Annotated in this window: 22 protein-coding genes; 18 read left to right on the top strand and 4 right to left on the bottom strand. The window is 62.6% G+C overall.

What is annotated here, in order from left to right; genetic code table 11:
* Window positions 1–724 (bottom strand): LysR family transcriptional regulator (locus AC1D0Z_RS07825; RefSeq protein WP_477657681.1); only part of this gene is annotated, 724 nt, incomplete at its 3' end.
* Window positions 725–826: 102 nt separating this feature from the next.
* On the opposite strand from AC1D0Z_RS07825, the gene AC1D0Z_RS07820 reads away from it, so the two are divergent.
* The 15 genes from AC1D0Z_RS07820 (at window position 827) to AC1D0Z_RS07750 (ending at window position 14,613) form a co-directional block, all read left to right on the top strand.
* Complete coding sequence (locus tag AC1D0Z_RS07820; protein WP_477657680.1) at window positions 827–1,114, top strand: DUF1330 domain-containing protein; 288 nt, start codon at window positions 827–829, stop codon at window positions 1,112–1,114.
* A 138-nt stretch (window positions 1,115–1,252) separates the two neighbouring features.
* Complete coding sequence (locus AC1D0Z_RS07815) at window positions 1,253–2,221, top strand: inositol monophosphatase family protein (protein ID WP_477657679.1); 969 nt, start codon at window positions 1,253–1,255, stop codon at window positions 2,219–2,221.
* Window positions 2,222–2,364: 143 nt separating this feature from the next.
* The gene (locus tag AC1D0Z_RS07810; RefSeq protein WP_457279104.1) at window positions 2,365–2,661 is read left to right on the top strand and encodes a phosphopantetheine-binding protein; all 297 of its coding nucleotides are present in this window, start codon (window positions 2,365–2,367) and stop codon (window positions 2,659–2,661) included.
* Window positions 2,658–3,329, top strand: coding sequence for a COG4648 family protein (locus AC1D0Z_RS07805; protein WP_477657678.1), 672 nt, complete (start codon window positions 2,658–2,660; stop codon window positions 3,327–3,329). The genes AC1D0Z_RS07810 and AC1D0Z_RS07805 overlap by 4 nt, the downstream gene beginning before the upstream one ends.
* Window positions 3,326–5,011, top strand: a complete 1,686-nt coding sequence (locus AC1D0Z_RS07800; RefSeq protein WP_477657677.1) for an AMP-binding protein — start codon at window positions 3,326–3,328, stop codon at window positions 5,009–5,011. The genes AC1D0Z_RS07805 and AC1D0Z_RS07800 overlap by 4 nt, the downstream gene beginning before the upstream one ends.
* Window positions 5,008–5,976: an LpxL/LpxP family acyltransferase gene (locus AC1D0Z_RS07795; protein ID WP_477657676.1), complete on the top strand. Its 969-nt coding sequence runs from the start codon at window positions 5,008–5,010 to the stop codon at window positions 5,974–5,976. The genes AC1D0Z_RS07800 and AC1D0Z_RS07795 overlap by 4 nt, the downstream gene beginning before the upstream one ends.
* 4 nt (window positions 5,977–5,980) lie before the next feature.
* Complete coding sequence (locus tag AC1D0Z_RS07790; RefSeq protein ID WP_477657675.1) at window positions 5,981–6,628, top strand: LolA-related protein; 648 nt, start codon at window positions 5,981–5,983, stop codon at window positions 6,626–6,628.
* Window positions 6,628–8,970: an MMPL family transporter gene (locus tag AC1D0Z_RS07785; protein WP_477657674.1), complete on the top strand. Its 2,343-nt coding sequence runs from the start codon at window positions 6,628–6,630 to the stop codon at window positions 8,968–8,970. The genes AC1D0Z_RS07790 and AC1D0Z_RS07785 overlap by 1 nt, the downstream gene beginning before the upstream one ends.
* Window positions 8,963–9,766, top strand: a complete 804-nt coding sequence (locus tag AC1D0Z_RS07780; RefSeq protein ID WP_477657673.1) for a polysaccharide deacetylase family protein — start codon at window positions 8,963–8,965, stop codon at window positions 9,764–9,766. The genes AC1D0Z_RS07785 and AC1D0Z_RS07780 overlap by 8 nt, the downstream gene beginning before the upstream one ends.
* The gene (locus tag AC1D0Z_RS07775; protein WP_477657672.1) at window positions 9,763–10,437 is read left to right on the top strand and encodes a phosphatase PAP2 family protein; all 675 of its coding nucleotides are present in this window, start codon (window positions 9,763–9,765) and stop codon (window positions 10,435–10,437) included. Before AC1D0Z_RS07780 ends, AC1D0Z_RS07775 begins: the two co-directional genes overlap by 4 nt.
* 82 nt (window positions 10,438–10,519) lie before the next feature.
* Entirely contained in the window at window positions 10,520–11,713 is a 1,194-nt protein-coding gene (locus tag AC1D0Z_RS07770; protein WP_477657682.1) for a beta-ketoacyl-[acyl-carrier-protein] synthase family protein, read from the top strand.
* A gap of 8 nt (window positions 11,714–11,721) precedes the next feature.
* On the top strand, window positions 11,722–12,552 hold the full coding sequence (locus AC1D0Z_RS07765) for a beta-ketoacyl synthase chain length factor (RefSeq protein WP_477657671.1): 831 nt from the start codon (window positions 11,722–11,724) through the stop codon (window positions 12,550–12,552).
* Window positions 12,549–13,070 carry an ApeP family dehydratase gene (locus AC1D0Z_RS07760; protein ID WP_477657670.1) on the top strand — a complete coding sequence of 174 codons (522 nt, stop codon included), beginning with the start codon at window positions 12,549–12,551 and terminating at the stop codon, window positions 13,068–13,070. Before AC1D0Z_RS07765 ends, AC1D0Z_RS07760 begins: the two co-directional genes overlap by 4 nt.
* Window positions 13,067–13,801 (top strand): 3-oxoacyl-ACP reductase FabG, encoded by a 735-nt coding sequence (fabG, locus tag AC1D0Z_RS07755; RefSeq protein WP_477657669.1) that lies wholly within the window; start codon window positions 13,067–13,069, stop codon window positions 13,799–13,801. The genes AC1D0Z_RS07760 and fabG overlap by 4 nt, the downstream gene beginning before the upstream one ends.
* A gap of 11 nt (window positions 13,802–13,812) precedes the next feature.
* Window positions 13,813–14,613: a class I SAM-dependent methyltransferase gene (locus AC1D0Z_RS07750; protein ID WP_477657668.1), complete on the top strand. Its 801-nt coding sequence runs from the start codon at window positions 13,813–13,815 to the stop codon at window positions 14,611–14,613.
* Here AC1D0Z_RS07750 and AC1D0Z_RS07745 read toward each other — a convergent pair.
* Together AC1D0Z_RS07745 and AC1D0Z_RS07740 are read right to left on the bottom strand one after the other, a co-directional pair.
* Window positions 14,601–15,377 carry a glycosyltransferase family 2 protein gene (locus tag AC1D0Z_RS07745; protein WP_477657667.1) on the bottom strand — a complete coding sequence of 259 codons (777 nt, stop codon included), beginning with the start codon at window positions 15,375–15,377 and terminating at the stop codon, window positions 14,601–14,603. The genes AC1D0Z_RS07750 and AC1D0Z_RS07745 overlap by 13 nt on opposite strands.
* A 37-nt stretch (window positions 15,378–15,414) precedes the next feature.
* On the bottom strand, window positions 15,415–16,230 hold the full coding sequence (locus AC1D0Z_RS07740) for a lysophospholipid acyltransferase family protein (protein ID WP_477657666.1): 816 nt from the start codon (window positions 16,228–16,230) through the stop codon (window positions 15,415–15,417).
* 357 nt (window positions 16,231–16,587) lie between these two features.
* Between AC1D0Z_RS07740 and mutS the strand changes: the two genes are divergently transcribed.
* From mutS to AC1D0Z_RS07725, 3 genes are read left to right on the top strand one after another with little or no spacing between them, the layout of a single operon-like run.
* Entirely contained in the window at window positions 16,588–19,200 is a 2,613-nt protein-coding gene (gene mutS / locus AC1D0Z_RS07735) for a DNA mismatch repair protein MutS (protein ID WP_477657665.1), read from the top strand.
* 50 nt (window positions 19,201–19,250) lie between these two features.
* Window positions 19,251–20,078: a proteasome-type protease gene (locus AC1D0Z_RS07730; RefSeq protein ID WP_477657664.1), complete on the top strand. Its 828-nt coding sequence runs from the start codon at window positions 19,251–19,253 to the stop codon at window positions 20,076–20,078.
* Complete coding sequence (locus AC1D0Z_RS07725) at window positions 20,078–20,920, top strand: alpha/beta hydrolase (protein ID WP_477657663.1); 843 nt, start codon at window positions 20,078–20,080, stop codon at window positions 20,918–20,920. Before AC1D0Z_RS07730 ends, AC1D0Z_RS07725 begins: the two co-directional genes overlap by 1 nt.
* A gap of 295 nt (window positions 20,921–21,215) precedes the next feature.
* On the opposite strand, the gene AC1D0Z_RS07720 is transcribed toward AC1D0Z_RS07725, so the two are convergent.
* A partial coding sequence (locus AC1D0Z_RS07720) for a hypothetical protein (RefSeq protein ID WP_477657662.1) occupies window positions 21,216–21,472 on the bottom strand: 257 nt, incomplete at its 5' end.

Here is a 21,472-nt window from a genome sequence, read left to right as displayed (position 1 = left end):
ATGTTGCCAGCACACTGCGCGGCACCAGCGAAATACCCATACCCACCACCACGCAACCCAGCATGGCATGGTAGGACGTGATTTCAATGGTCTGCACCGGCATGCTGTTTTTCAGCAAGTACCAGGCTTCCAGCCGTGCGCGATGCGGGCAGCCCTTTTCAAAAGCCACGATGGCGCGCGGCGGTTCGCCGTTTTCCTGCGTGATGGGTGGGTGCCCGGCGCTCGCAACAATCACCAGTTCCTCGGTGTAAATCGCCTCGCGTTCAAAAGGCCCCTCCGCAATCGGCCCGGTGACCAGCGCCGCGTCCATCTCCCCGGCCAGAACGGCTGCGGCCAATTGCTGCGGGTTGCCGGTTTTGAGCGCAAGCCTGACCTCCGGGTAGAGACGCACAAAATCGCTCAAGGGGGCCGGCAACCGCACAGCCGAAGTGCTTTCCATCGCGCCGAGCACGAATGCGCCGCGCGGCTGCCCGCCCTGCACCGCATCGCGTGCTTCGTCAGCCAGGCTGATCAGGCGTTCGGCATAGTCCAACAACACCCGCCCAGCCGGTGACAGGTGCAGCCGCTTGCCCTCGCGGATAAAAAGCGGCACGCCGAGCTTTTCCTCCAGCTGCCGGATACGCGTTGTGATGTTGGACTGCACGCGGTGCAGGCGTTCCGCCGCACGCGTCACGCCGCCCGCTTCCACCACGGCTCGAAAAATAACCAGGTCGCCTAACTCCATAAATCTCTTTTAAAGATTATATTTATCTTAATTATTCATTTTTCAGGATTAATTGTCACGCGTATCGTCCAGCCTTCATCACTTCACACCCAAGGAACAGGAATGGCAAAGGCTTATTGGATCGTGCGCGTCTCGGTGCGAAATACCGGGGAATATCCCCGCTACCTCACGGCGGCGCGGCCAGCCTTCGAGAAGTTCGGGGCGCGCTTCCTGGTGCAGGGCGGCGCCTATGAATGCAGGGAGGGCGACTCGCGCGAACGTAACGTCGTCGTGGAGTTCGCCGACATGGCGGCCGCCAGGGCCTGTTATGCCAGCCCCGAATACCAGGCGGCCCGGGCGATCCGGCAACAACATGCGGACGCGGATTTCCTGATCGCAGAAGGCGCATAGGCCGCTCATGGGCGATGGGGCGCGGGATCGCTGTCGGGGAAGGGCTGGGAAGCACCCAATCGCGTTTATGGGAAAATACCGCCATTGCCCGCCGCCCGCATCGCCGGCGCCGGTTCATTCCGCTCTTCCCTACAAGTTATGTCCAGCAAYCTCCACCCCATGCTCAACGTGGCCATCAAGGCTGCGCGCGCTGCAGGCGCCATCATCAACCGTGCGGCGCTTGACGTCGAATCGGTCCGCATATCGGTCAAGCAAACCAACGACTTTGTCACCGAGATCGACCAGGCCGCTGAAGCCGCGATCATCGAAACGTTGCTGACCGCCTACCCCGGCCATGGCATCCTGGCGGAAGAATCAGGCAGCGAGCACGGCGCCAAAGACTCCGACTTCGTGTGGATCATCGACCCGCTGGACGGCACCACCAATTTCATCCACGGCTTCCCGGTCTATTGCGTCAGCATCGCGCTGGCCGTCAAAGGCAAGGTTGAGCAGGCCGTGGTGTACGACCCCACCCGCAACGACATTTTTTGCGCCACCAAGGGCCGTGGCGCCTACCTGAACGACCGCCGCATCCGCGTGGCCAAACGCACCCGCCTGCAGGAATGCCTGATCTCGACGGGCTTTCCCTACCGCCCCGGTGACAAGCTCAAAAGCTATCTCAACATGCTCGGTGAAGTCATGAGCCAGTGCGCGGGCGTGCGGCGCCCGGGCGCCGCGGCGCTGGACCTGGCCTACGTGGCAGCGGGCTTCAGCGACGGCTTTTTTKAAACCGGCCTCAAACCCTGGGATGTGGCGGCCGGCTCGCTGCTGGTGACCGAGGCCGGCGGCCTGATCGGCAACTTCACCGGCGAGGCCGACTTCATGGACCACAGCGAATGCGTGGCGGGCAACCCGCGCATTTACGGGCAGATGGTGGCCACATTGGCCAAATACAGCAAATTTGCCGGCGCCGGAGACAAGGCGACGGTGCGCCAGGCGCTGCAGGAAGACACGGCAAGCCTCGAGCCCGCCAGTGCTGCCGACCAGCCCGCAGACAAACCCAAGCTGACCGCCAGAAAAATCAAGGCCGGGGCGGCGCGGCCCGATGCGCCGGACGCCCCGGTCTAACGCCAGCCGCTGTAGGCAAAGGCCGCGATGAAGGCTTGGGCCGTATAGCCTCAGCTAAAATTTCCGCACTGCGCAGGGCGTCGCGTGCACGCAGCGGCCCCGACTGAACTGTTTCGCACCTGGTCATAACTAGTCATAAAACTATGCCTGAATCCACCGTAAAAACCTCTTCCACATCGGCTGATGCAGCCTTGCTGCGCGAGGTCGCGGAACTGGTGGTGAGCGCCCTCAACCTTGAGGTGAGCGCCGACGATGTACAACCCGACGAACCGCTTTACGGCGACGGCCTGGGGCTGGATTCCATCGACATCCTCGAAATTGCGCTGGTTGTCTCCAAGCACTACGGCCTGCAGTTGCGGGCAGACCACGAAGACAACCACGCCATCTTTCATTCGCTGCGAAGCCTGGGCGATCACATTGCCGCCTGGCGAACCCAGTGACGACTGTGCTGGCGACACGCTTTACCCAAGCCTGTCGCTGGGGCGGTATTGCGGCTCTGGGAATCGGCTATGCCGTGCTTTCCCACCTGGCCGCGGCATCGGCAGCACCGGGCCTGTTTGAAGCCCTGGTTGCCGTGCTTCCGCTGCTGGTGCTGGCCTTTATCCTGGCCTGGCGTTCACCGCAGCGACCGGTCATGCTGGCCTTTTGTGCTCTGGCCTGCCTCGGGTTTTATGTGTTCAGGGAATGGCTCATCACCCATTACAACTGGGTTTTCCTGCTGCAGCATGCGGGCACCTATGCCCTGCTGTGCGGCACCTTCGGCCGGACCCTCGTACGAGGCCGCACACCCATGATTGCGCAATTTGCCCGTGTCGTACACGGCGAACTCTCGCCCGCGCTTGTCGCCTACACACGATCGGCCACCTGGGCATGGGCGCTGTATTTCGGCAGCGTTGCGGCGCTTTCGTTGCTGCTGTTCTGGCTGGCGCCTGTAGCCGTCTGGTCCACTTTTGCCAACCTGCTGGGCATTCCCTTGCTTGCACTGATGTTCGCTGCGGAATATGCCGTACGCTGCTTCGCATTACCGGCAGAGGATCGTGCCGGCCCGCTGGAGGCCATACGCGCTTACCGGCAGGCTTCCGCAGAAAGCCGCGCACGCCGGCCATGACGACGCTTGCGCTGATCTCGCATACCCAGGCTGAAGATGTTGTGGCCTTCAGCCAGGGCCAGCCCCTGACTGCCGCACATTTCCTGGCCGACGTCAGGCAGCTTGCGCAAGCTTTACCGCCGGGCGGGCATGTTCTCAATGTCTGCGCAGACCGCTACCGGTTTGCTGTGGGCATGGCGGCCGCCCTGCTGGCGGACAAGGTCAGCCTGCTGCCGCCCACCTTGACGCCCGAAATGGTGAAACAGGTCCGCAGCTTTGCACCTGACGTTTTTTGCCTGACGGACCAGCCGCAGCCGCTGGCATTGCCGGTGTTCAGCTGGGCGGATCTGATGGCGCCCCGCTCGACGCAACCGGCAACTGGCGGGCCATACGATGTACCGCAAATTCCTGCGTCGCGCATTGCCACCATCATGTTCACCTCCGGCTCGACCGGCACGCCGGTGGCGCACCGAAAAAGCTGGGGCGGGCTGGTTCGCAGCGCACAGGCCGAGGCCGCCCGGCTCGGCTTGCTGGACGGCCGACAACACAGCGTCGTGGCAACGGTGCCGCCGCAGCACATGTTCGGTTTCGAGTCCACCGTCCTGCTGCCGATGCAAAGCAGGTCCATCCTGGTTTCCGCCCATCCGTTTTATCCGGCCGATATCTGCACCGCGCTTGCGGAAGCGGGGCGCCCCCGCATGCTGGTGACCACGCCCGTGCATTTGAAAGCGCTGCTGGCTTCAGGCCTGGACATTCCCCAGGTTGACCTGGTCCTGTCCGCCACGGCACCCTTGCCACCGCAGCTGGCCTCGGCCACCGAAGCCCGCCTGCAAGTCCCGTTGCTGGAAATCTACGGTTCTACCGAAACCGGCCAAATCGCCACGCGGCGCATGACCGAGACCCTGGCCTGGACACTCTTTCCGGACGTCACGCTGAACGTCAAGCAGGGGCAAACCTGGGCCTCGGGCGGCCACGTCGACCAACCTACCCCATTGGCCGATGAACTGGAATCGGTGTCGGGCACCCAGTTTCTTTTGCATGGCCGGACTGCCGACCTGATCAATATCGCGGGTAAGCGAAGCTCCCTGGGCTACCTCAACCATCAGCTTCACGCCATACCAGGCGTGATGGACGGCGCCTTCTTCATGCCTGACGATGATGCCGACGATACAGTCGTTCGGCTGATGGCGTTCGTTGTGGCGCCGGGCCTCACGGCTCCTGTACTCCTGGCGGCGCTGAGGGAACGGGTAGACGCCCTCTTCATCCCGCGGCCTCTGGTGCTGCTGGACAGCCTGCCACGCAACAGCACCGGCAAATTGCCGCGTGACGTGCTGGCTACGCTCGCACGCGACCATCTGCGGAAAAAAACATCCGCTCCGGGCGAGACCCGTTTTCACATTCCTGCGGGCCACCCGGCATTCGCCGGGCATTTCCCCGGGGCGCCCATCGTCCCGGGCGTAGTGCTGCTTGATGCCGCGGTGCACGCGGTACAACAGGCATGTATCGCCCACGCACGGGGTACCGGAGCAACGCAACCCGAGGTTTGCCAGATCAGCTCGGCAAAATTCCTCAGCACGGTAGGCCCCGGCGAGACGCTGACCATTTCCTGCACCACCATGACGTCGGGAAACACGCGCTTTGACATCTCCAGCGGCAACCGGAAAGTTGCCACGGGAACCCTGCTGTTGTCACCGCAGCCATGAACACAGCCCACGGAGCCAAAGCAGCGTCCGCGGCCGAATGGCAGCAGCTCCCGGAACGCAGCAACGGTTTCATGCTGCGGGTGATGACCTGGATTTCACTGAATTTGGGCCGCAGCGCCAGCCGCATCGTCCTCTATGGCATCGCAGCCTATTTCCTCGTTTTTGCACCGGCGGCACGCCGGATGTCGCGAAATTATTTACGGCGCGTGTTCGAACTGCCGTCGTCTGCCGCGGTTGGCTGGCGTCATCTGTTCCGGCATTTCCTGAGTTTTGCTTCTGCCATTCACGACCGGGTTTACCTGCTGAATGACCGCTTCGAGCTGTTTGATATCCGTGTGCACAACCAGCAGCTGATCGACAAGGTGGTGGCTGATGGAAAAGGCGTGTTCCTCATCGGTGCGCATCTGGGCAGTTTTGAAGTGCTGCGGGCCATTGGGCGCCAGCAACCCGGCCTGCGCATTGCCATGGTGATGTACGAGGAAAACGCACGAAAAATCAATGCAGCCATGGGCGCCATCAATCCCAAAGCTCAGCTGGACGTCGTGGCATTGGGACATATCGATTCGATGATCAGGGTGCACGAGCTGCTGGATGAGGGCGCTGTCGTCGGTATGCTGGGAGACCGGTCACTCGGCAAGGACGACACGTATTCCATCGAATTCCTCGGAGACCCCGCCGAGCTGCCGCTCGGCCCTTTCCGCATGGCTGCCATCCTCAAACGCCCCGTTTTGTTCATGACAGGGCTGTACCGGGGTGGCAACCGCTACGACATTCACTTCGAAGCATTGGCCGATTTCTCTACGCTGCCTTCGCGCGGCCGCACCGCAGCCGTGCAGTCGGCCATGACACGCTATGCTGCGTTGATGGCGCAGTACTGCCGCAGCGCGCCTTACAACTGGTTCAACTTTTTTGATTTCTGGCGACCCGCATCGCAGCGTGCCGGCCAGCCTGAACAAGACACCTGAACACATGACACACCTTACTCAACCCACCACGTCCACGCCATCTCCCTCGCAGGTTTCGCAGCGGACATCGCGGCCCATTTTTTCTTTCACGGCGTTTGCGGTGGCACTGTTATTGGCGGCTTTGAGCCCGGCAGCGCTGGCCGCCTGGGACCTTCAGCAACTGATGGATTCTCTGGCGCAAACAAAATCGGGCCGCGCCACCTTCGTCGAAAAAAAGAGCATTGCACTGCTCGACAAACCGGTGGAATCGTCCGGGGAACTGCTCTATACCGCGCCAGACCGGCTGGAAAAGCGCACGCTCAAGCCGAAGCCTGAATCCATGGTGGTGAACGGCGGAGAACTGGTGATTGAACGTGGGAAGCAAAAATACCAGCTACGGCTGCAGGCTTACCCTGAGCTGGCCGCGTTCATTGACAGCATTCGCGGCACCCTGGCGGGCGACCGCAACGCCCTGGAACGCAATTACCGGCTCAGCCTCGAAGGCACGGCCGAACGCTGGACCCTGCAATTGCAACCCATCGATCCCAAAATGCAGGCGGTCATCCAGCGCATCCGCATCATGGGTGTGCGCGACCAGTTGCGCAGCATCGACATCGCCCAGGCTGATGGCGACAGCTCCACCATGACCATCGAGCAAGTGGCAGCCCCGTGATGAATGGCGCACGCGGCCGCATGGCAGCCATTGCGGTATGGCTGGCGTTCCTGATCGGTTGCGGCGTTGTCATCAGCCGCACGCATTTCACGACGGACCTTTCCGCATTTCTTCCGCGCACCCCTACGCCCGAGCAACAGCTGCTGATGGACCAGTTGACCGAAGGCCTGGCCTCCCGCCTTGTCCTGGTAGGCATAGAGGGCTCGGATCCCGCCGGACGCGCGGAGCTCTCCAAAAAAATGGCGCAGCAGTTACGCAGTGACTCCGCTTTTGCCAGCGTCGCCAATGGCGAGCCCGTCAACACCGAGCGGGATCGAAATTTCCTGCTCAAGCACCGTTATCTTTTGAGCCCTTCAGTTACGCCGGAGCGATTCAGCGTGGACGGGTTGCACGCAGCGCTTTCCGACAGCATTGAATTGCTCGCTTCGCCGGCTGGCTTGATGGTCAAGGCCCTGCTGCCGCGCGATCCCACCGGCGAAATGGTGCAGTTGCTGGGCCAGCTCAACAGCGGCAGCCAGCCGCAGCAAGCCCATGGGGCCTGGACCTCGCGTGATGGCAGGCGGGCGCTGATGCTGCTGCAAACCCATGCGGCGGGCTCGGACACCGACGCCCAGCAGCATGCCATGGACGCGATCCGCCGGGCCTTCGACGCAGCGGGCGGCTCCGCGGCCGGTGCGCGTTTCGTCATGACCGGCCCGGGCGTGTTCTCAGTCACCTCCCGCGAGACCATTCAAAGCCAGGTGAGCCATCTTTCATTGATCAGCGTGCTGCTGATCGCAACGCTGTTACTGCTGGTCTACCGTTCCGTCAGTGCACTGTTGCTGGGTTTTCTTCCGGTAGTGACCGGTGCACTCGCGGGAATTGCCGCGGTCAGCCTGGGCTTTGGGTCAGTGCACGGCATCACGCTGGGCTTTGGCACAGCGCTGATTGGCGAAGCGGTGGACTACTCCATTTATCTCTTCGTACAGTCCGAGGATGCAGGCGCCAGCCAGGCGCCTTGGGTCAAGCGCTTCTGGCCTACCATCCGGCTAGGCGTCCTGACATCCGTCGCCGGATTCGCCTCCCTTCTGTTCTCGGGCTTTCCGGGCCTGGCCCAACTCGGCCTGTATTCGATTGCCGGCCTGGTCGTGGCTGCCGCGGTGACCCGCTATGTACTGCCTCATCTGCTGCCGCGCCATTTCCGCATCCATGATGTGTCGGCCATCGGGCGGGTGCTCGGAGGATTGGTGCAACGCGCGTCTTTGTTGCGATGGCCTGCCGCGGCGGTCCTGGCGGTTGCCTGTGCCGTGCTTGCCGCAAACCACGCCAGCCTCTTCAACGACAAGATATCGTCGCTCAGCCCGGTCTCGCAAGCCGATGTGGCACTGGATGAAAGCTTGCGTGCCGACATGGGAGCACCGGACGTGCGTTATGTCGTGGTGGTCTCCGGCACCAGCCGGGAAGCTGTGCTCCAGACCGCAGAGCAGGTGTCCACCCTGCTCCAGGCACAAGTCGAGCGCGGTGAGATTGCGGGGTTTGAAAGCCCGAGCCGCTACCTTCCGAGCGTGGCCACCCAGCGCGCCCGACAGGCCAGCCTTCCTGCCGCCGAGGTGCTGCAGGCCCGCCTGGCCCAGGCCGCGCACGGCCTGCCGGTGCGCCCATCGGTCTTCTCACCTTTCGTGGCTGAAGTCGAGGCCGCACGCAGCCTGCCCCTGCTGCAACCAGCCGACCTTGAAAAAACCTCGATGGCCATGGCGCTGGCCGCGCTGCTCATCGGGAAAGATAACCGCTGGAGCGCCCTGCTACCTTTGACAGCATCCCAGGGACGAAACATCGACGCCGGCAACATTCGCGCCGCGCTGGCCACCAAGCCTTTGCCTGGCGTACTTTTTGTCGACATGAAAGCCGAATCCGATCATCTGTATTCCAGCTACCTTCACGAAGCCATCGTGCTGTCATTGGGTGGGCTGGCTGTCCTCGTGGCCCTGCTGCTGGTGGTTTTCCGTTCCCCTTCCCGGGTGCTGCGGATCATTGCGCCACTGGCGGCCGCCGTCGTCACGGTCACGGCGGGGCTGGCCTTGCTGGGCCAGCAGCTGATCATCCTGCACCTGGTCGGCCTGTTGCTGGTGGTGGCCGTGGGCTCCAACTACGCGCTGTTTTTTGACCGGCCCGATCCCCATGCCCCGATAGCGCCCCGAACCCTGGCGTCCATGCTGCTGGCCAATCTGACCACCGTCGCCGGGTTTGGCCTGCTCGCATTTTCCAAGGTGTCCATCCTGCAGGCCATGGGCGTCACCGTTGCCCCGGGCGTCATCCTGGCGTTGGTCTATGCAGCCATTTTTTCCCGGAAGCCTCATGCCTGACCTCCGCTGGAAGCCAAGCATTCTGATCCGTGCAAGCATCGCATTGCATGCGGCGGCACTTGCGGCCATCCTTGTTGATTCCGGCTGGTGGCGCTGGGCGCTTGCCGCCGTGGTCTTCAACCACCTGCTGCTCACCGTCGTGGGTATGTGGCCCCGCAGCCAGTGGCTGGGCCCCAACTGGACCCGCCTGCCCCAGGCCTCCATCGCCAGGCGCGAAATTGCCCTGACCATCGATGACGGCCCCGACCCGGCCGTGACACCCCAAGTCCTGGACCTGCTCGACCGGTATGCGGCCCGCGCAACCTTTTTTTGCGTCGGTGACAAAGCCGCCCGCCATCCCGAGTTGTGCCGCGAACTCGTGCGGCGCGGGCATGCCGTTGAAAACCACAGCCAGCACCATCGCCACTACTTTGCCCTGACAGGCCCGCGCAGCATGTTTCACGAATTGCAGGCGGCCCAGGACACATTGAGCGGCCTGACAGGGCGGCGGCCTCTGTTCTTTCGCGCCCCTGCCGGACTGCGCAACCCCTTTCTTGACCCGGTGCTGGCCCGGCTCGGCTTGACACTTGCCAGCTGGTCCGTGCGCGGCTTCGACACCCGAGTCGCCAATGCCGAGCGTGTAAAACGCAAACTCACAGCCGGGCTGCAGGCCGGCGCCATCTTGCTCTTGCACGACGGCAATGCGGCACGTACACCGCAAGGCGTCCCGGTCATCCTCGATGTCTTGCCCGCCCTGCTGGAGTCCATCGCAGCGGCCGACCTGCGCACCGTGACCCTGCAGCAGGCCCTCGCATGAATCCCGTGCAAAAAAGCCCGCAAAGCCCATGGACACAAATGGGGCGGGTTGTCTTTCAGCACATCTACCTGAAAGCCCTTGGCACGATGCTTTTCATCGGCGTGTTTTTCGGCGCCTACTTTTACCTGCTCAAGCACCCGGCCTTTCCGATCGCGGTGATGCCCCTCACATGGCCCGACCAGCTCATCGGTTTTGAACCACTGGCCCTTCCGGTTTACCTCTCGTTGTGGGTTTATGTCTCGCTCCCACCCCTGTTCTTCAGCGACCGGCGCGAACTCTTGCGCTATGGCGCCGCCATTGCGCTGACCTGCCTGGCGGGTCTGCTGGTGTTTTATTTCTGGCCAACGGCCGCACCCGCCCCAGACATTGACTGGCCGAAATACCCGCAAATGCTTTTCCTGAAAAACATGGATGCGGCAGGCAATGCCTGCCCTTCGCTTCATGTGGCAACAGCCGTTTTTTCGGGCATCTGGCTGCACCATCTGCTGCGCCGGTTCGCCGTCCCCGCATGGTTGCTGGCGGTAAACGCCCTCTGGTGTTTCGGCATTGCCTATTCCACGCTGGCCACAAGGCAGCATGTCGCAGTGGACGTTGCCGCGGGCCTGTTGCTGGGGGTGTTGGCAGCCTGGTGGTCACTGCATCTTCAGGAACGCCGCACAGGGAGCAAGTAACAGCTGGTGTCCGGCATGGTGAATGCACCGGATTTGCCGGCTGATTTGCTAAAGTGTCTTTTTCTTCAGATTGGTTTTTTCTCTGTATCCACTTTGGCTTTCCCATTTCACCGCAACCAGCAGCATGGGTCGCGGCCTTGTACAAACTCTCGACGCGTTGCGCACGCGGCGGGGCGGGCTCGCCCCATGCACGTTCGACACAGTCGATCTGCCGACCTTTGCAGGCGAGGTCGCCGGCACAGACAACGTGCAGCTTCCCGCGCAATGGGCCCGCTTTGACTGCCGCAACAACCGGCTCGCCCTGCTGGGACTTCAGCAGGACGGTTTTACTGAAGCGGCTGCTACCGCCAGCAAAAAATACGGCGCGCAACGCGTGGGGGTTTTCATCGGCACCAGCACCTCGGGCATTTTGCAAACTGAACTCGCCTATCGCAGGCGCGACCCCGGGACCGGCGCCCTGCCTCCCGATTTCATTTACGGCACAACGCACAATACATTTTCTGTCACCGATTTCACGCGTCAGTACCTTGGGCTGACCGGCCCGGCCGCCGTCGTGTCGTCTGCCTGCTCTTCCAGTGCCAAGGTGTTTGCTTCCGCGCGAAGGATGATGCAGGCAGGCCTGATCGATGCTGCCGTGGTCGGCGGGGTCGATTCGCTGTGCCTGACAACCTTGTACGGCTTTAACTCGCTGGGCCTGATTTCCCCCGAGGCCTGCAAGCCATTCGACGCAGCGCGCAATGGCATCACCATTGGCGAAGCAGCGGCCTTCGCCCTGCTCGAACGCGTGCCCGCACAACCCGCTGCAGGGGATATTCTGCTGATGGGTATTGGTGAATCCAGTGACGCCCACCACATGTCCTCCCCCCATCCCGACGGCCTCGGCGCACGGCTGGCGATGCAGCAGGCCCTGGACATGGCCGGCCTTGTTCCAGACAGGATCGACTACATCAACCTGCACGGCACTGCGACACAGAGCAACGATGCCGCAGAAGCCAAGGCGGTGTCCGGTCTGTTTGGCCCTCGCACCCCCTGCAGCTCGACCAAGGGCGCCACCGGCCACACGCTGGGCGCTGCGGGCGGGCTTGAAGCCGTGATCTGCGCACTGGCTTTGCAACAAGGCCTGCTACCTGGTGGCATCAACACCCACGAGCGCGACCCGGCCCTGCCTGTCAACTACCTCCTGGACAACCAGGAGGCCGCCCCCCGGCATGTGCTCAGCAACTCCTTCGGCTTCGGCGGCACCAATTGCAGCCTGATTTTTGGCCGTGCCGGTTAAGGTTTCGCATGACACAAACACAATCCCGGTCCGCCCCCGTCCTGACAGCCTTCGTCGAAGGCATCGGGCTGCTGGGCCCCGGACTGGCAAGCTGGCCGCAGGGGCGCGAGTATCTGAAGGGCAGCGCTGCCTACCAGCCCATGCGCTGCGTTCTCCCGCCGCCCATGGCTTTGCCTCAGGCCGAACGCCGCAGGGCCGGCGCGGTGGTCAAGGTGTCCCTGGCTGTGAGCGAAGAAGCCGTTGCAGCTTCGGGCCTGCAAGCTGCCATGCTGGCATCCGTCTTTTCATCTTCCAGCGGCGACGCCGTCAATTGCCACGAAATTTGCAATGCGCTGGCTTCCAGCGACAGGCTGATCTCCCCGACGCGCTTTCACAATTCAGTGCACAACGCCGCCTCCGGCTACTGGAGCATCTCAAGCGGCTCGATGGTTTCGTCTTCGGTCCTCTGCGCGCGCGATGCAAGTTTTGCAGCAGGCCTCCTCGAAGCCATGGCTCAGGTAGCTGTTGAGCAGATCCCCGTGCTGCTGGTTGCCTATGACACCGATTACCCAGAGCCCCTGCACAGCGCGCGCGCCATTCCCGACACTTTCGGCCTGGGACTGGTGCTGACACCCCACCGCAGTGAACGCAGCCAGGCGCAATGGACGCTGGAGCCGGACACCTGCATGACTACCGCCTCCGCCGACCGGATGGGCGACGCAGCCCTCGAACAGCTGCGCACAGACATCCCTGCAGCACGCTGCCTGCCGCTGCTGCTCAGCACGGCACTGCAGCAGAGCGGCCAGATCGTGCTGGACTACCTCGACGGCCGGCAGCTGGCCCTGCAGGTGGCGCCATGAAGCTTGCAGGCCTGATGCCCAAGGCCTGCAGCGCACCTTTGAGCCTTGAGCACGGCGAGATCGCGCGCCGAATTCCCCATCAAGGCAGCATGTGCCTGCTGGAGCGCGTCACGGCGTGGGACAGCAGCGAGATTTCTTGCGAGGCCACGAGCCACCGTGATCCCGGCAATCCCCTGCGTGCCTACGGACGGCTGGGCGCCGCATGCGGAATTGAATACGCGGCGCAATCCATGGCCGTGCATGGCGCATTGATTTCGGAAACCGCGGCCGGTACTCGGAACGACCACTCGCCGGCCGGCGATGCCGCCCCCTTCGGCTACCTGGTCAGCGTTCGCGGCGTCACCCTGCACGTCGGAAGGCTCGATGACATCGACCTCGCACTCACCATCCATGCGGAGCGCACGAGCGGCGACGCCGGCAGTATTCTGTATGGGTTCACGGTACATGCGGGCCCTGCACTGCTTTTGTCGGGCCGCGCCGTGGTGATGCTCGACGCGTCATCAAAGGGAACTGCATGAACGCCTCCGTACTTAAACGCGCGCTGGTCACCGGCGGCAGCGGCGCCATCGGTTCGGCAATTTGCCGCCAACTGGCCACCGATGGATTTGATGTCATCGTGCATGCCAACCGCGGCCTCGATACTGCGTCGGCCCTGGTAGCGTCCATACAGGCGTCGGGCGGTCATGCGGAGGCTGTGGCGTTTGATGTTACCGATGCCGCCGCAACAGCCGTTGCCCTGGAGGCCCTGCTGCTGAAGGGTCCCATCCAGGTGATCGTGAACAACGCCGGCATCCATGACGACGCGGTCTTTCCGGGCATGCAGCTGCGGCAATGGCAGCAGGTCATCGACGTATCTCTTAATGGTTTTTTCCATGTCACCCAGCCCTTGATGATGCCGATGATCCGCACGCGCTGGGGGCGTATCATCAATATCACGTCGGTCGCCGCAGTGGCAGGCAACCGCGGACAGGTGAATTATTCGGCGGCCAAGGGCGCCCTGCATTCGGCTACCAAATCCCTTGCACTGGAGGTGGCCAGCCGGGGCATCACGGTCAATGCGGTTGCACCGGGCATCATCGCGACGCCGATGAGCCAGGACATTTTTGATGCCACTGCCATCGCGCAGCTGGTGCCCATGAAACGAGCCGGCAGACCTGAAGAAGTCGCCGACCTCGTGAGTTTTCTGACTTCAGAGCGCGCAGCCTACATCAGCGGCCAGGTTATTTCCATCAACGGCGGCATGATTTAACAAGGCACTCCATGACCATTCCTGAAAACACTCCCACGGTGCATGCACCCCATGTTCCGCTGACCGAGTATTACCAGACGGAGCAGGACCGGCAAACCTATCTGCGCAGGATATTTGACAGCACGGCACCGGACTACGACCGTATCGAAGCAATCCTGGCCTGGGGCAGCGGTTCGCGTTATCGACGTGACGCACTGGTTCGCGGCGGCCTGAAAACCGGCATGAAAGTGCTCGACGTGGGCGTGGGAACCGGCCTGGTCGCCGCGCAAGCCTGCCTCTTGACCGGAGATCCCACACTGGTGACCGGCCTTGATCCCAGCCCCGGCATGATGGCCGCCAGCAAGCTGCCAAAAACCATGGCGCTGGTGGAAGGCCGGGCCGAGTCCCTGCCATTTCCGGACAATCATTTCGATTTTTTAAGCATGGGCTATGCCCTGCGCCACATCAGCGACCTGGGTGTGGCATTTGCCGAATTTGAACGTGTATTGAAGCCCGGCGGGCGGCTCTGCGTGCTCGAAATCACCCAGGCAAAAAGTCCTTGGGGCCGCTGGCTGCTCAAAACCTATATGCGCGGCGTGATACCACTGCTGACGCGCTTCGTTTCGCGGCAAAAAGAAACCGCATCCATCTGGCGCTACTACTGGGACAGCATAGAAGCCTGCGTGCCGCCCGAACAGGTGCTCGCCACGCTGCGTGCGGCGGGTCTGGCGGATGTCAGGCAACACCTGGAAGCCGGCGTATTTTCAGAATACCAGGCAGTCAAGTCGCTGCCCGGCTCCGCGGCCCTGGCCTCAACTCATCACGATCGCTGAAACAGGCGCCGGGCAAGCAACACCGGCAAGCGCAGCACAAACCCGATGAAAAGCCGGGAATGCATCCAGGTGAGCAAAAGGTTGTCTCGCAGGTAGTTGAAGTGAGACACCCCACCCTCGTCTGGCCGAAAATACTTCACGGTGGCCGGCAGGTTGACCGGTTTCACACCACGCCAGCACATGCGCACCACCGCTTCCGGGTCAAAATCAAAGCGGCGCATCCAGCGCTGCCCGGCCATCACATCACGCAGCGGCGCAATCGGGTAGACACGAAAGCCGAACAGGGAGTCCCCGATGCCGGCCCACAGGGTTTCCAGGTCGGCCCATCCATTGGACACCTTGCGTCCGTTGACACGCAGGCGCGGCGCATCCGCGGCGAACACGGGCACACCGAGCACCATGGCAGCGGGCTGGGCCAGCGACGCGACCATGAACTCCGGAATCAGGTGGGCGGGGTGTTGCCCATCGGAGTCCATGGTCAGCACATGCGTGAACCCCTGGGCCGCAGCCAGCTCAATGCCGTGCAGCACTGCGGCACCCTTACCCACATTGCGCGGCAACACCACGACACGCAAGCGGGCATCGTCCGCGGCCATTGCCAGCAGGCGGTCGGTACTGCCGTCCGTGCTGCCGTCAACGACCACCCAGACCGGCGCCCACTGCGCCAGCGCGCCGCGAACGGTTTCGTCAACTTTCACACCGGGGTTGTAGCTGGGAATCAGGACGAGGTGTGTCCTGGACATGTCGCGAGGGGAATCATTCATCGAGGAATCTAACTTGAACGGAAAACCGCGCGCAGCTTCACGCCGGCGGCGCAGAACCAGTGAGGGCGGACGACCGGGTACGCCCCAGCTCGGTCTGGAAGTATTGCTCCAGCTCTGCGGTGAAGTGCGCCGTGTCGCTTACCGGCTCAAAGCATTTCCCGAGTCGGACACGGTAAGTAACCGGCATTTTCGGCGTCCAGAGCAGGGACCAGCCCTTGCCCAGAAACCTTGAGTCGGTTTCGATGAACACTGTCTGTACCGGCACACCTGCGTATTTGGAAATCAGGCTTGTCGTTCCCTGCATGCGTTCCACAGGAAACCGGCGCGTGCGGGTACCCTCCGGAAAAAGCAGCAAACTGCTGCCCTGGCGCAGGTCGGCGACAGCCAGCTGCACCATGGTTCGCAACGGCGTGTTGCGGATATAGCCCACAAGCCGGGCACCGGCCCCAAAAAAGACGCTGTTGACGATGTCCGCTTTCATGATGCAGGTGGCGTCCGGCAAGCGCGACAGGATCATGATCGCGTCCAGCAGGGAAGGATGGTTCGGCGCGATGATCACCGCGGGGCCGGTCTGCAGGGCATCCAGGGCCGTCAGGTCGAACCGGCAAGCGCCCATCAAAACCAGCAGACGCAGGTAGCCGCGAAAAGTGGCGGCCACCAGCCTGCGTCCCCACCGCTGGCTCAATACCCTGGGCAGCAATGGCCGCATGACAATCGCCAGCAATGAAACTGCCAGGCTGACCCCGACCAGCACCAGATAGCCCAGGCAAAGACGGGCGGTTTCATGCAGGGCCCTGCGATGCCTGCGTCCCGCCTTCGGTTCGACAAGCACAGCCTCAGTCGGCTCCGTCACGCTTGCACTGTGGAAAGGCGAGATACTCGGCTCGGTCATTGCATGCCTTTCGGTTGAGGTCTTGGGCCCAGGCGCAGACCGTAGCCGGTGGGTTTTGTACTTTTGAATAGATGGATGCAGGGGAAGTCTACCTCTCCTCAAATGCTGCTTTTGGACCTGTTTGCGGATTGCAGCGTAAGGCTTCTTGCCGACTTGCGGTCCCGGCGCGGCCGAGGCGGGGAAAAGCCCGCTGCGGCAGTAAGTCCCTGATAGTAAAGGACAATCACGGCTGCAGGTACCCCCGAAAGGACCTCTAAGATAGCGGGCTGGCAGGTCGAAAATGCGAAAAGAAGGAGGCGCGCAGGCGCTGGGTCATTGATGCAAAAAGAAACAATTCGGGGTAAAAATCCAACAGGCGGGTCACCGGAAGACACGCCCATGATGACGCAATACAAGCGCATCAAGGCGGAATACCCCGACACCCTGGTTTTTTACCGCATGGGGGATTTCTATGAGGTTTTTTTCGCCGATGCGGAAAAAGCCTCACGCCTGCTCGATATCACGCTGACACGGCGCGGCCAGTCAGCAGGCGAGCCGGTCGTCATGGCGGGCGTGCCCTTTCATTCGCTGGAAGGCTACCTGGCCAAGCTCATCAAGCTCGGCGAATCGGTCGCCATTTGCGAGCAGGTCGGTGACGTCGCCACCAGCAAAGGCCCCGTCGAGCGGAAAGTCGTGAGGGTGGTGACGCCCGGCACACTCACAGACACCGAACTGCTGAGCGACAAAACTGAGTCCATCCTGCTGGCCGTGCACCAGGGTGCGCGCAACACCTGCGGCCTGGCCTGGCTTAGCGTGACGCAAGGCGAGATTCACCTGGCGCATTGCGCCAACGACGAGCTGGAAGCATGGCTGGCACGGGTCGCCCCCAGCGAACTGCTTTACAACGTCGATGTGACGCCGGCCTTTGAGCTGCGCCTGAAAACCCACCGCTGCGCCGCCAGCGCCCGGCCCGCATGGCAGTTTGATTCCGCCTTGGGCGCGCGCCGCCTGCTGGAGCAGCTCAAGGTGGCTTCGCTTGCCTCCTGGAATGCCGAAGCACTGACCGAAGCGCACGCGGCCGCTTCCGCCCTGCTGGGTTACGCTGAACACACCCAGGGCCGGGCGCTTTCCCACGTGCAGGGTCTGCAGGTGGTGCGCTCGGGCGAGCTGATTGAGCTGCCGCAAACCACGCGCCGCAACCTTGAGCTCACGCAAACCTTGCGCGGCGAAGACTCACCCACGCTGTTTTCGCTGCTGGACACCTGCACCACCGGCATGGGCAGCCGGGCGCTCAAAAGCTGGCTGCTCACCCCGCGCCGCGACCGCGCACAAGCGGCCGCGCGGCTTGAAGCGATTACCCACCTGCGCGGCGGCTCCCAGCAAACCCTGCGCGCCAGGCTCAAGGGTTGCAGCGACGTGGAACGCATCACCGCCCGCATTGCGCTGCGCCAGGTGCGTCCGCGGGAACTCGTGGCCCTGAAAGATACGCTACAAAAAGCAGAGCTGGTTGCGCCCGCCAGTATTGGGCTCCCGGCACTTTTGATCAAAATCTTTGAAGACCTGCAGCCGCCGGCAGGCTGCCGCGAACTGCTGGGCCGCTATGTGCTGGACGAGCCCGCCGCGCTGATACGCGACGGCGGCGTCATCAACCACGGCTGCGACGGCGACCTGGACGAGCTGCGCGCCATCCAGACCAACTGCGACGATTTCCTGCTGGACCTGGAAGGCCGCGAGAAAGCCCGCACCGGCATCGCCAACCTGCGCGTGCAGTTCAACAAGGTGCACGGTTTTTATATTGAAGTCACACAGGGCCAGATCGACAAGGTGCCCGACGACTACCGCCGCCGCCAGACGCTCAAAAACGCCGAGCGCTACATCACGCCCGAACTCAAAGCCTTTGAAGACAAGGCCCTCTCGGCGCAGGAGCGGGCCCTGGCGCGCGAAAAGTGGCTGTACGAACAGCTGCTCGACCAGCTGCAGGATTTCATTCCCGCGTTGAGCCGCCTGGCGCGGGCTCTGGCCTCGCTCGACGCGCTGTGCGCGCTGGCCGAACGCTCGCTCACCCTCAACTGGGCAGCGCCGGTGTTTTTGCGTGAGCCCTGCATAGACATTGCGCAAGGCCGCCACCCCGTGGTCGAAGCGCGCCTGGCCGAAACCGGCGGCGGCTCCTTTATCGCGAATGACTCCGTCATGAGCGGCAAGCACCGCATGCAGGTCATCACCGGCCCCAACATGGGCGGTAAATCGACCTATATGCGCCAGGTGGCGCTGATCGTGCTGCTGGCCAGCGTTGGCTCGTATGTGCCGGCTGCCAGCTGCCGCCTGGGGCCCATAGATGCCATCCACACCCGCATCGGCGCGGCCGACGACGTGGCCAACGCGCAATCGACCTTCATGCTCGAGATGACCGAAGCCGCGCAGATCCTGCACGCCGCCACCCCGCATTCGCTGGTGCTGATGGACGAAATAGGCCGCGGCACCTCCACCTTCGACGGCCTGGCGCTGGCCGGCGGCATTGCCGCCTACCTGCATAACAAGACGCAGGCCTTCACGCTGTTTGCCACGCATTACTTTGAGCTCACCGAGTTCCCGGCGCAGCACCACAGTGCCGTCAACGTCCACGTGAGCGCCGTCGAATCCGGCGCCGACATCGTATTCATGCACCACATCGAGCCCGGCCCCGCCAGCAAAAGCTACGGGATTGCCGTGGCCAGGCTGGCCGGCGTGCCCGCCGCGGTCGTCAATCACGCCCGCCATGCCCTGAATGCACTTGAAGCCCACCAGAGCGAAGCGCGCGCCCAGGTCGACCTGTTTGCCGCACCGCCTGAAGCCGCGGCGCCCGAGCAAAGCGCCGTGGACAAGGCATTGGGTACCATAGACCCCGATGCACTGAGCCCGCGCGAGGCACTGGACGCCCTGTACCGCCTGAAAAAGATTTCCGCCTCACCGTGACCCAGCGCAACCCGACTGCCCCCACACTTCCAAGCCACCAAAGCCACCTCATGACTTATTGCGTCGCCGCCAAACTCAACGCCGGGCTGGTGTTTTTGTCAGACTCCCGCACCAACGCGGGCCTGGACCACATCAGCACCTTCCGAAAAATGATCGTCTATGAAAAACCGGGTGACCGCTTCATGGTGCTGCTGTCGGCGGGCAATTTGTCGATCTCGCAGTCCATCCGCGAGATTCTGCAGGTCGAGCAGCTCAAGGACCGCGACGGCGGCGAGCCCATCACAATCTGGAACGCCAAAAGCATGTTCGATGCCGCTCGCGTGCTGGGCTCTGCCATCCGCCGCGTCTACGACCGCGATGCCGAGGCGCTGAAAAACGCCGATGTCGACTTCAACGTGTCACTGGTCTTCGGCGGGCAGATCCGCGGCGAAAACATGCGCCTCTTCCAGATGTATTCGGCCGGCAACTTCATCGAAGCCACCGACGAGACACCGTACTTCCAGGTCGGCGAATCCAAATACGGCAAGCCCGTACTGGACCGCGTGCTGACCCCCGCCACGCCGCTGGCCGAAGCCGCCAAATGCGTGCTGGTGTCCATGGACTCGACCATGAAGTCGAATCTCTCGGTGGGCCTGCCGCTGGATCTGGTGGTCTATGAGGCCGACACCTACCAGAGCGACAAGATCGTCTGCATCGACAACGACAACCCCTACTACCGCATGATGCATAGCAGCTGGGGCCAGAAGCTGCGGCAGGTGTTCGACAGCATCGAAGACCCGGTATGGGACGACGCGCACACCGACATCCCGCTGAAGATGCCTGCTACCCGCCACGGCGCCCTGAAGAAAATCAGCACTCCCGACGAGAAGCTGATCTAGTGCCCTCCTCTTCAAAGCCGTTGGTCATCTTTTCCCACGGCAACAGCTTTCCGGCCAGCACTTACAGCGTGGTGTTCCAGAGCCTGAAAGCGCGCGGCTTCCAGGTCAAGGCGATCGAGAAGTTCGGGCACGACCCCCATTACCCCGTGACCAGCAACTGGCCGCACCTGGTGCAACAACTGGCTGACTTCACCACCCGCGAGGTTGAAAAATCCGGCCAGCCGGCCTTCCTCGTCGGCCATTCGCTGGGCGGCTTCCTGAGCCTGATGTGCGCGGCCCGCAACCCGGTGCTGGGCGGCCAGCCCGTCAAGGGTGTGGTGCTGGTTGATTCGCCCATTCTGGGCGGCTGGCGCGCCGCAGCGCTGAGCGTGGCCAAGCGCGCACAACTGGTCGGATCCATCTCCCCCGGCGCCATCAGCCGCAAACGCAAAAACCAGTGGCTGGGCAAGGAAGAGGTGTTCCAGCACTTTCGCAGCAAGAAGGCGTTTGCCGCCTGGGACGAACAGGTGCTGCGCGACTATATCGAGCACGGCACCTATGAGGGCAGCGGCGACGACGACGGCAAGCAGTTGCTGAGTTTCGACCGCGACGTCGAGACCGCGATCTACAACACGCTTCCGCACAACCTGGAAGGTTTGCTCAAACGCCATCCGCTGAAATGCCCCGCGGCTTTTGTCGGTGGGCGGCAATCGGCCGAGATGAAGCAGGTTGGGATGGCGATGACGGAGAAGGTGACGAAGGGGCGGATCATGATGCTGGATGGCAGCCACCTGTTTCCGATGGAGAAGCCTTTGGCAACGGCTGCTGCGGTTGAAGCGGCTTTGCGGAACTTCCTCGACTAGTTCGTTCTTGTTCCCAGAGGGCGCGCGCTTCTGAGGGTTGTTGGCCGGGGGTTGCCCGGCTGCAACTCACTTTCTTTTGCTTCGCCAAAAGAAAGTAAGCAAAGAAAAGGCGACCCGCAGTCTGGGTCCCTACGCTTCGCTTCGGGCAACCTGCGCTGCTCGACTCCGGCGGCGGTCCGCAGAACTCGCCTTCGGCTCAAACAACTGCGGCCCGACCTTCCGCCTCCGTCTGCGCTGCTCGGCCCAGCCAGGACGGGGAAGTCCGAATTTCGGGTACCAAGTCAGAAATACCAAATCAATACCAACAAGGACACGCCACGGCGTGTCCTTCTTTCTTCGGTGTTCGCTTTTGGTATTCCTCCCCACCCCCTTGTGGATGCGCCGAGGAGCGCAGGGCCAGACGGATCAGGGCAAAAACTTGTTTGAGCGAAGCGAGTTGTTTTTGACCCCGGCTGGACCGAGCACCGCAGGTTGCCCCGCAGCGAAGCGCAGGGGACGCAGGAACCAGGGTCGCCTTTTCTTTGCTTACTTTCTTTTGGCGAAGCAAAAGAA

It is taken from the genome of Polaromonas sp. P1_E3 (assembly GCF_056405935.1).
Note: the sequence above shows the minus strand (reverse complement) of the source record. Positions and strands in the feature narration are given on the sequence as shown.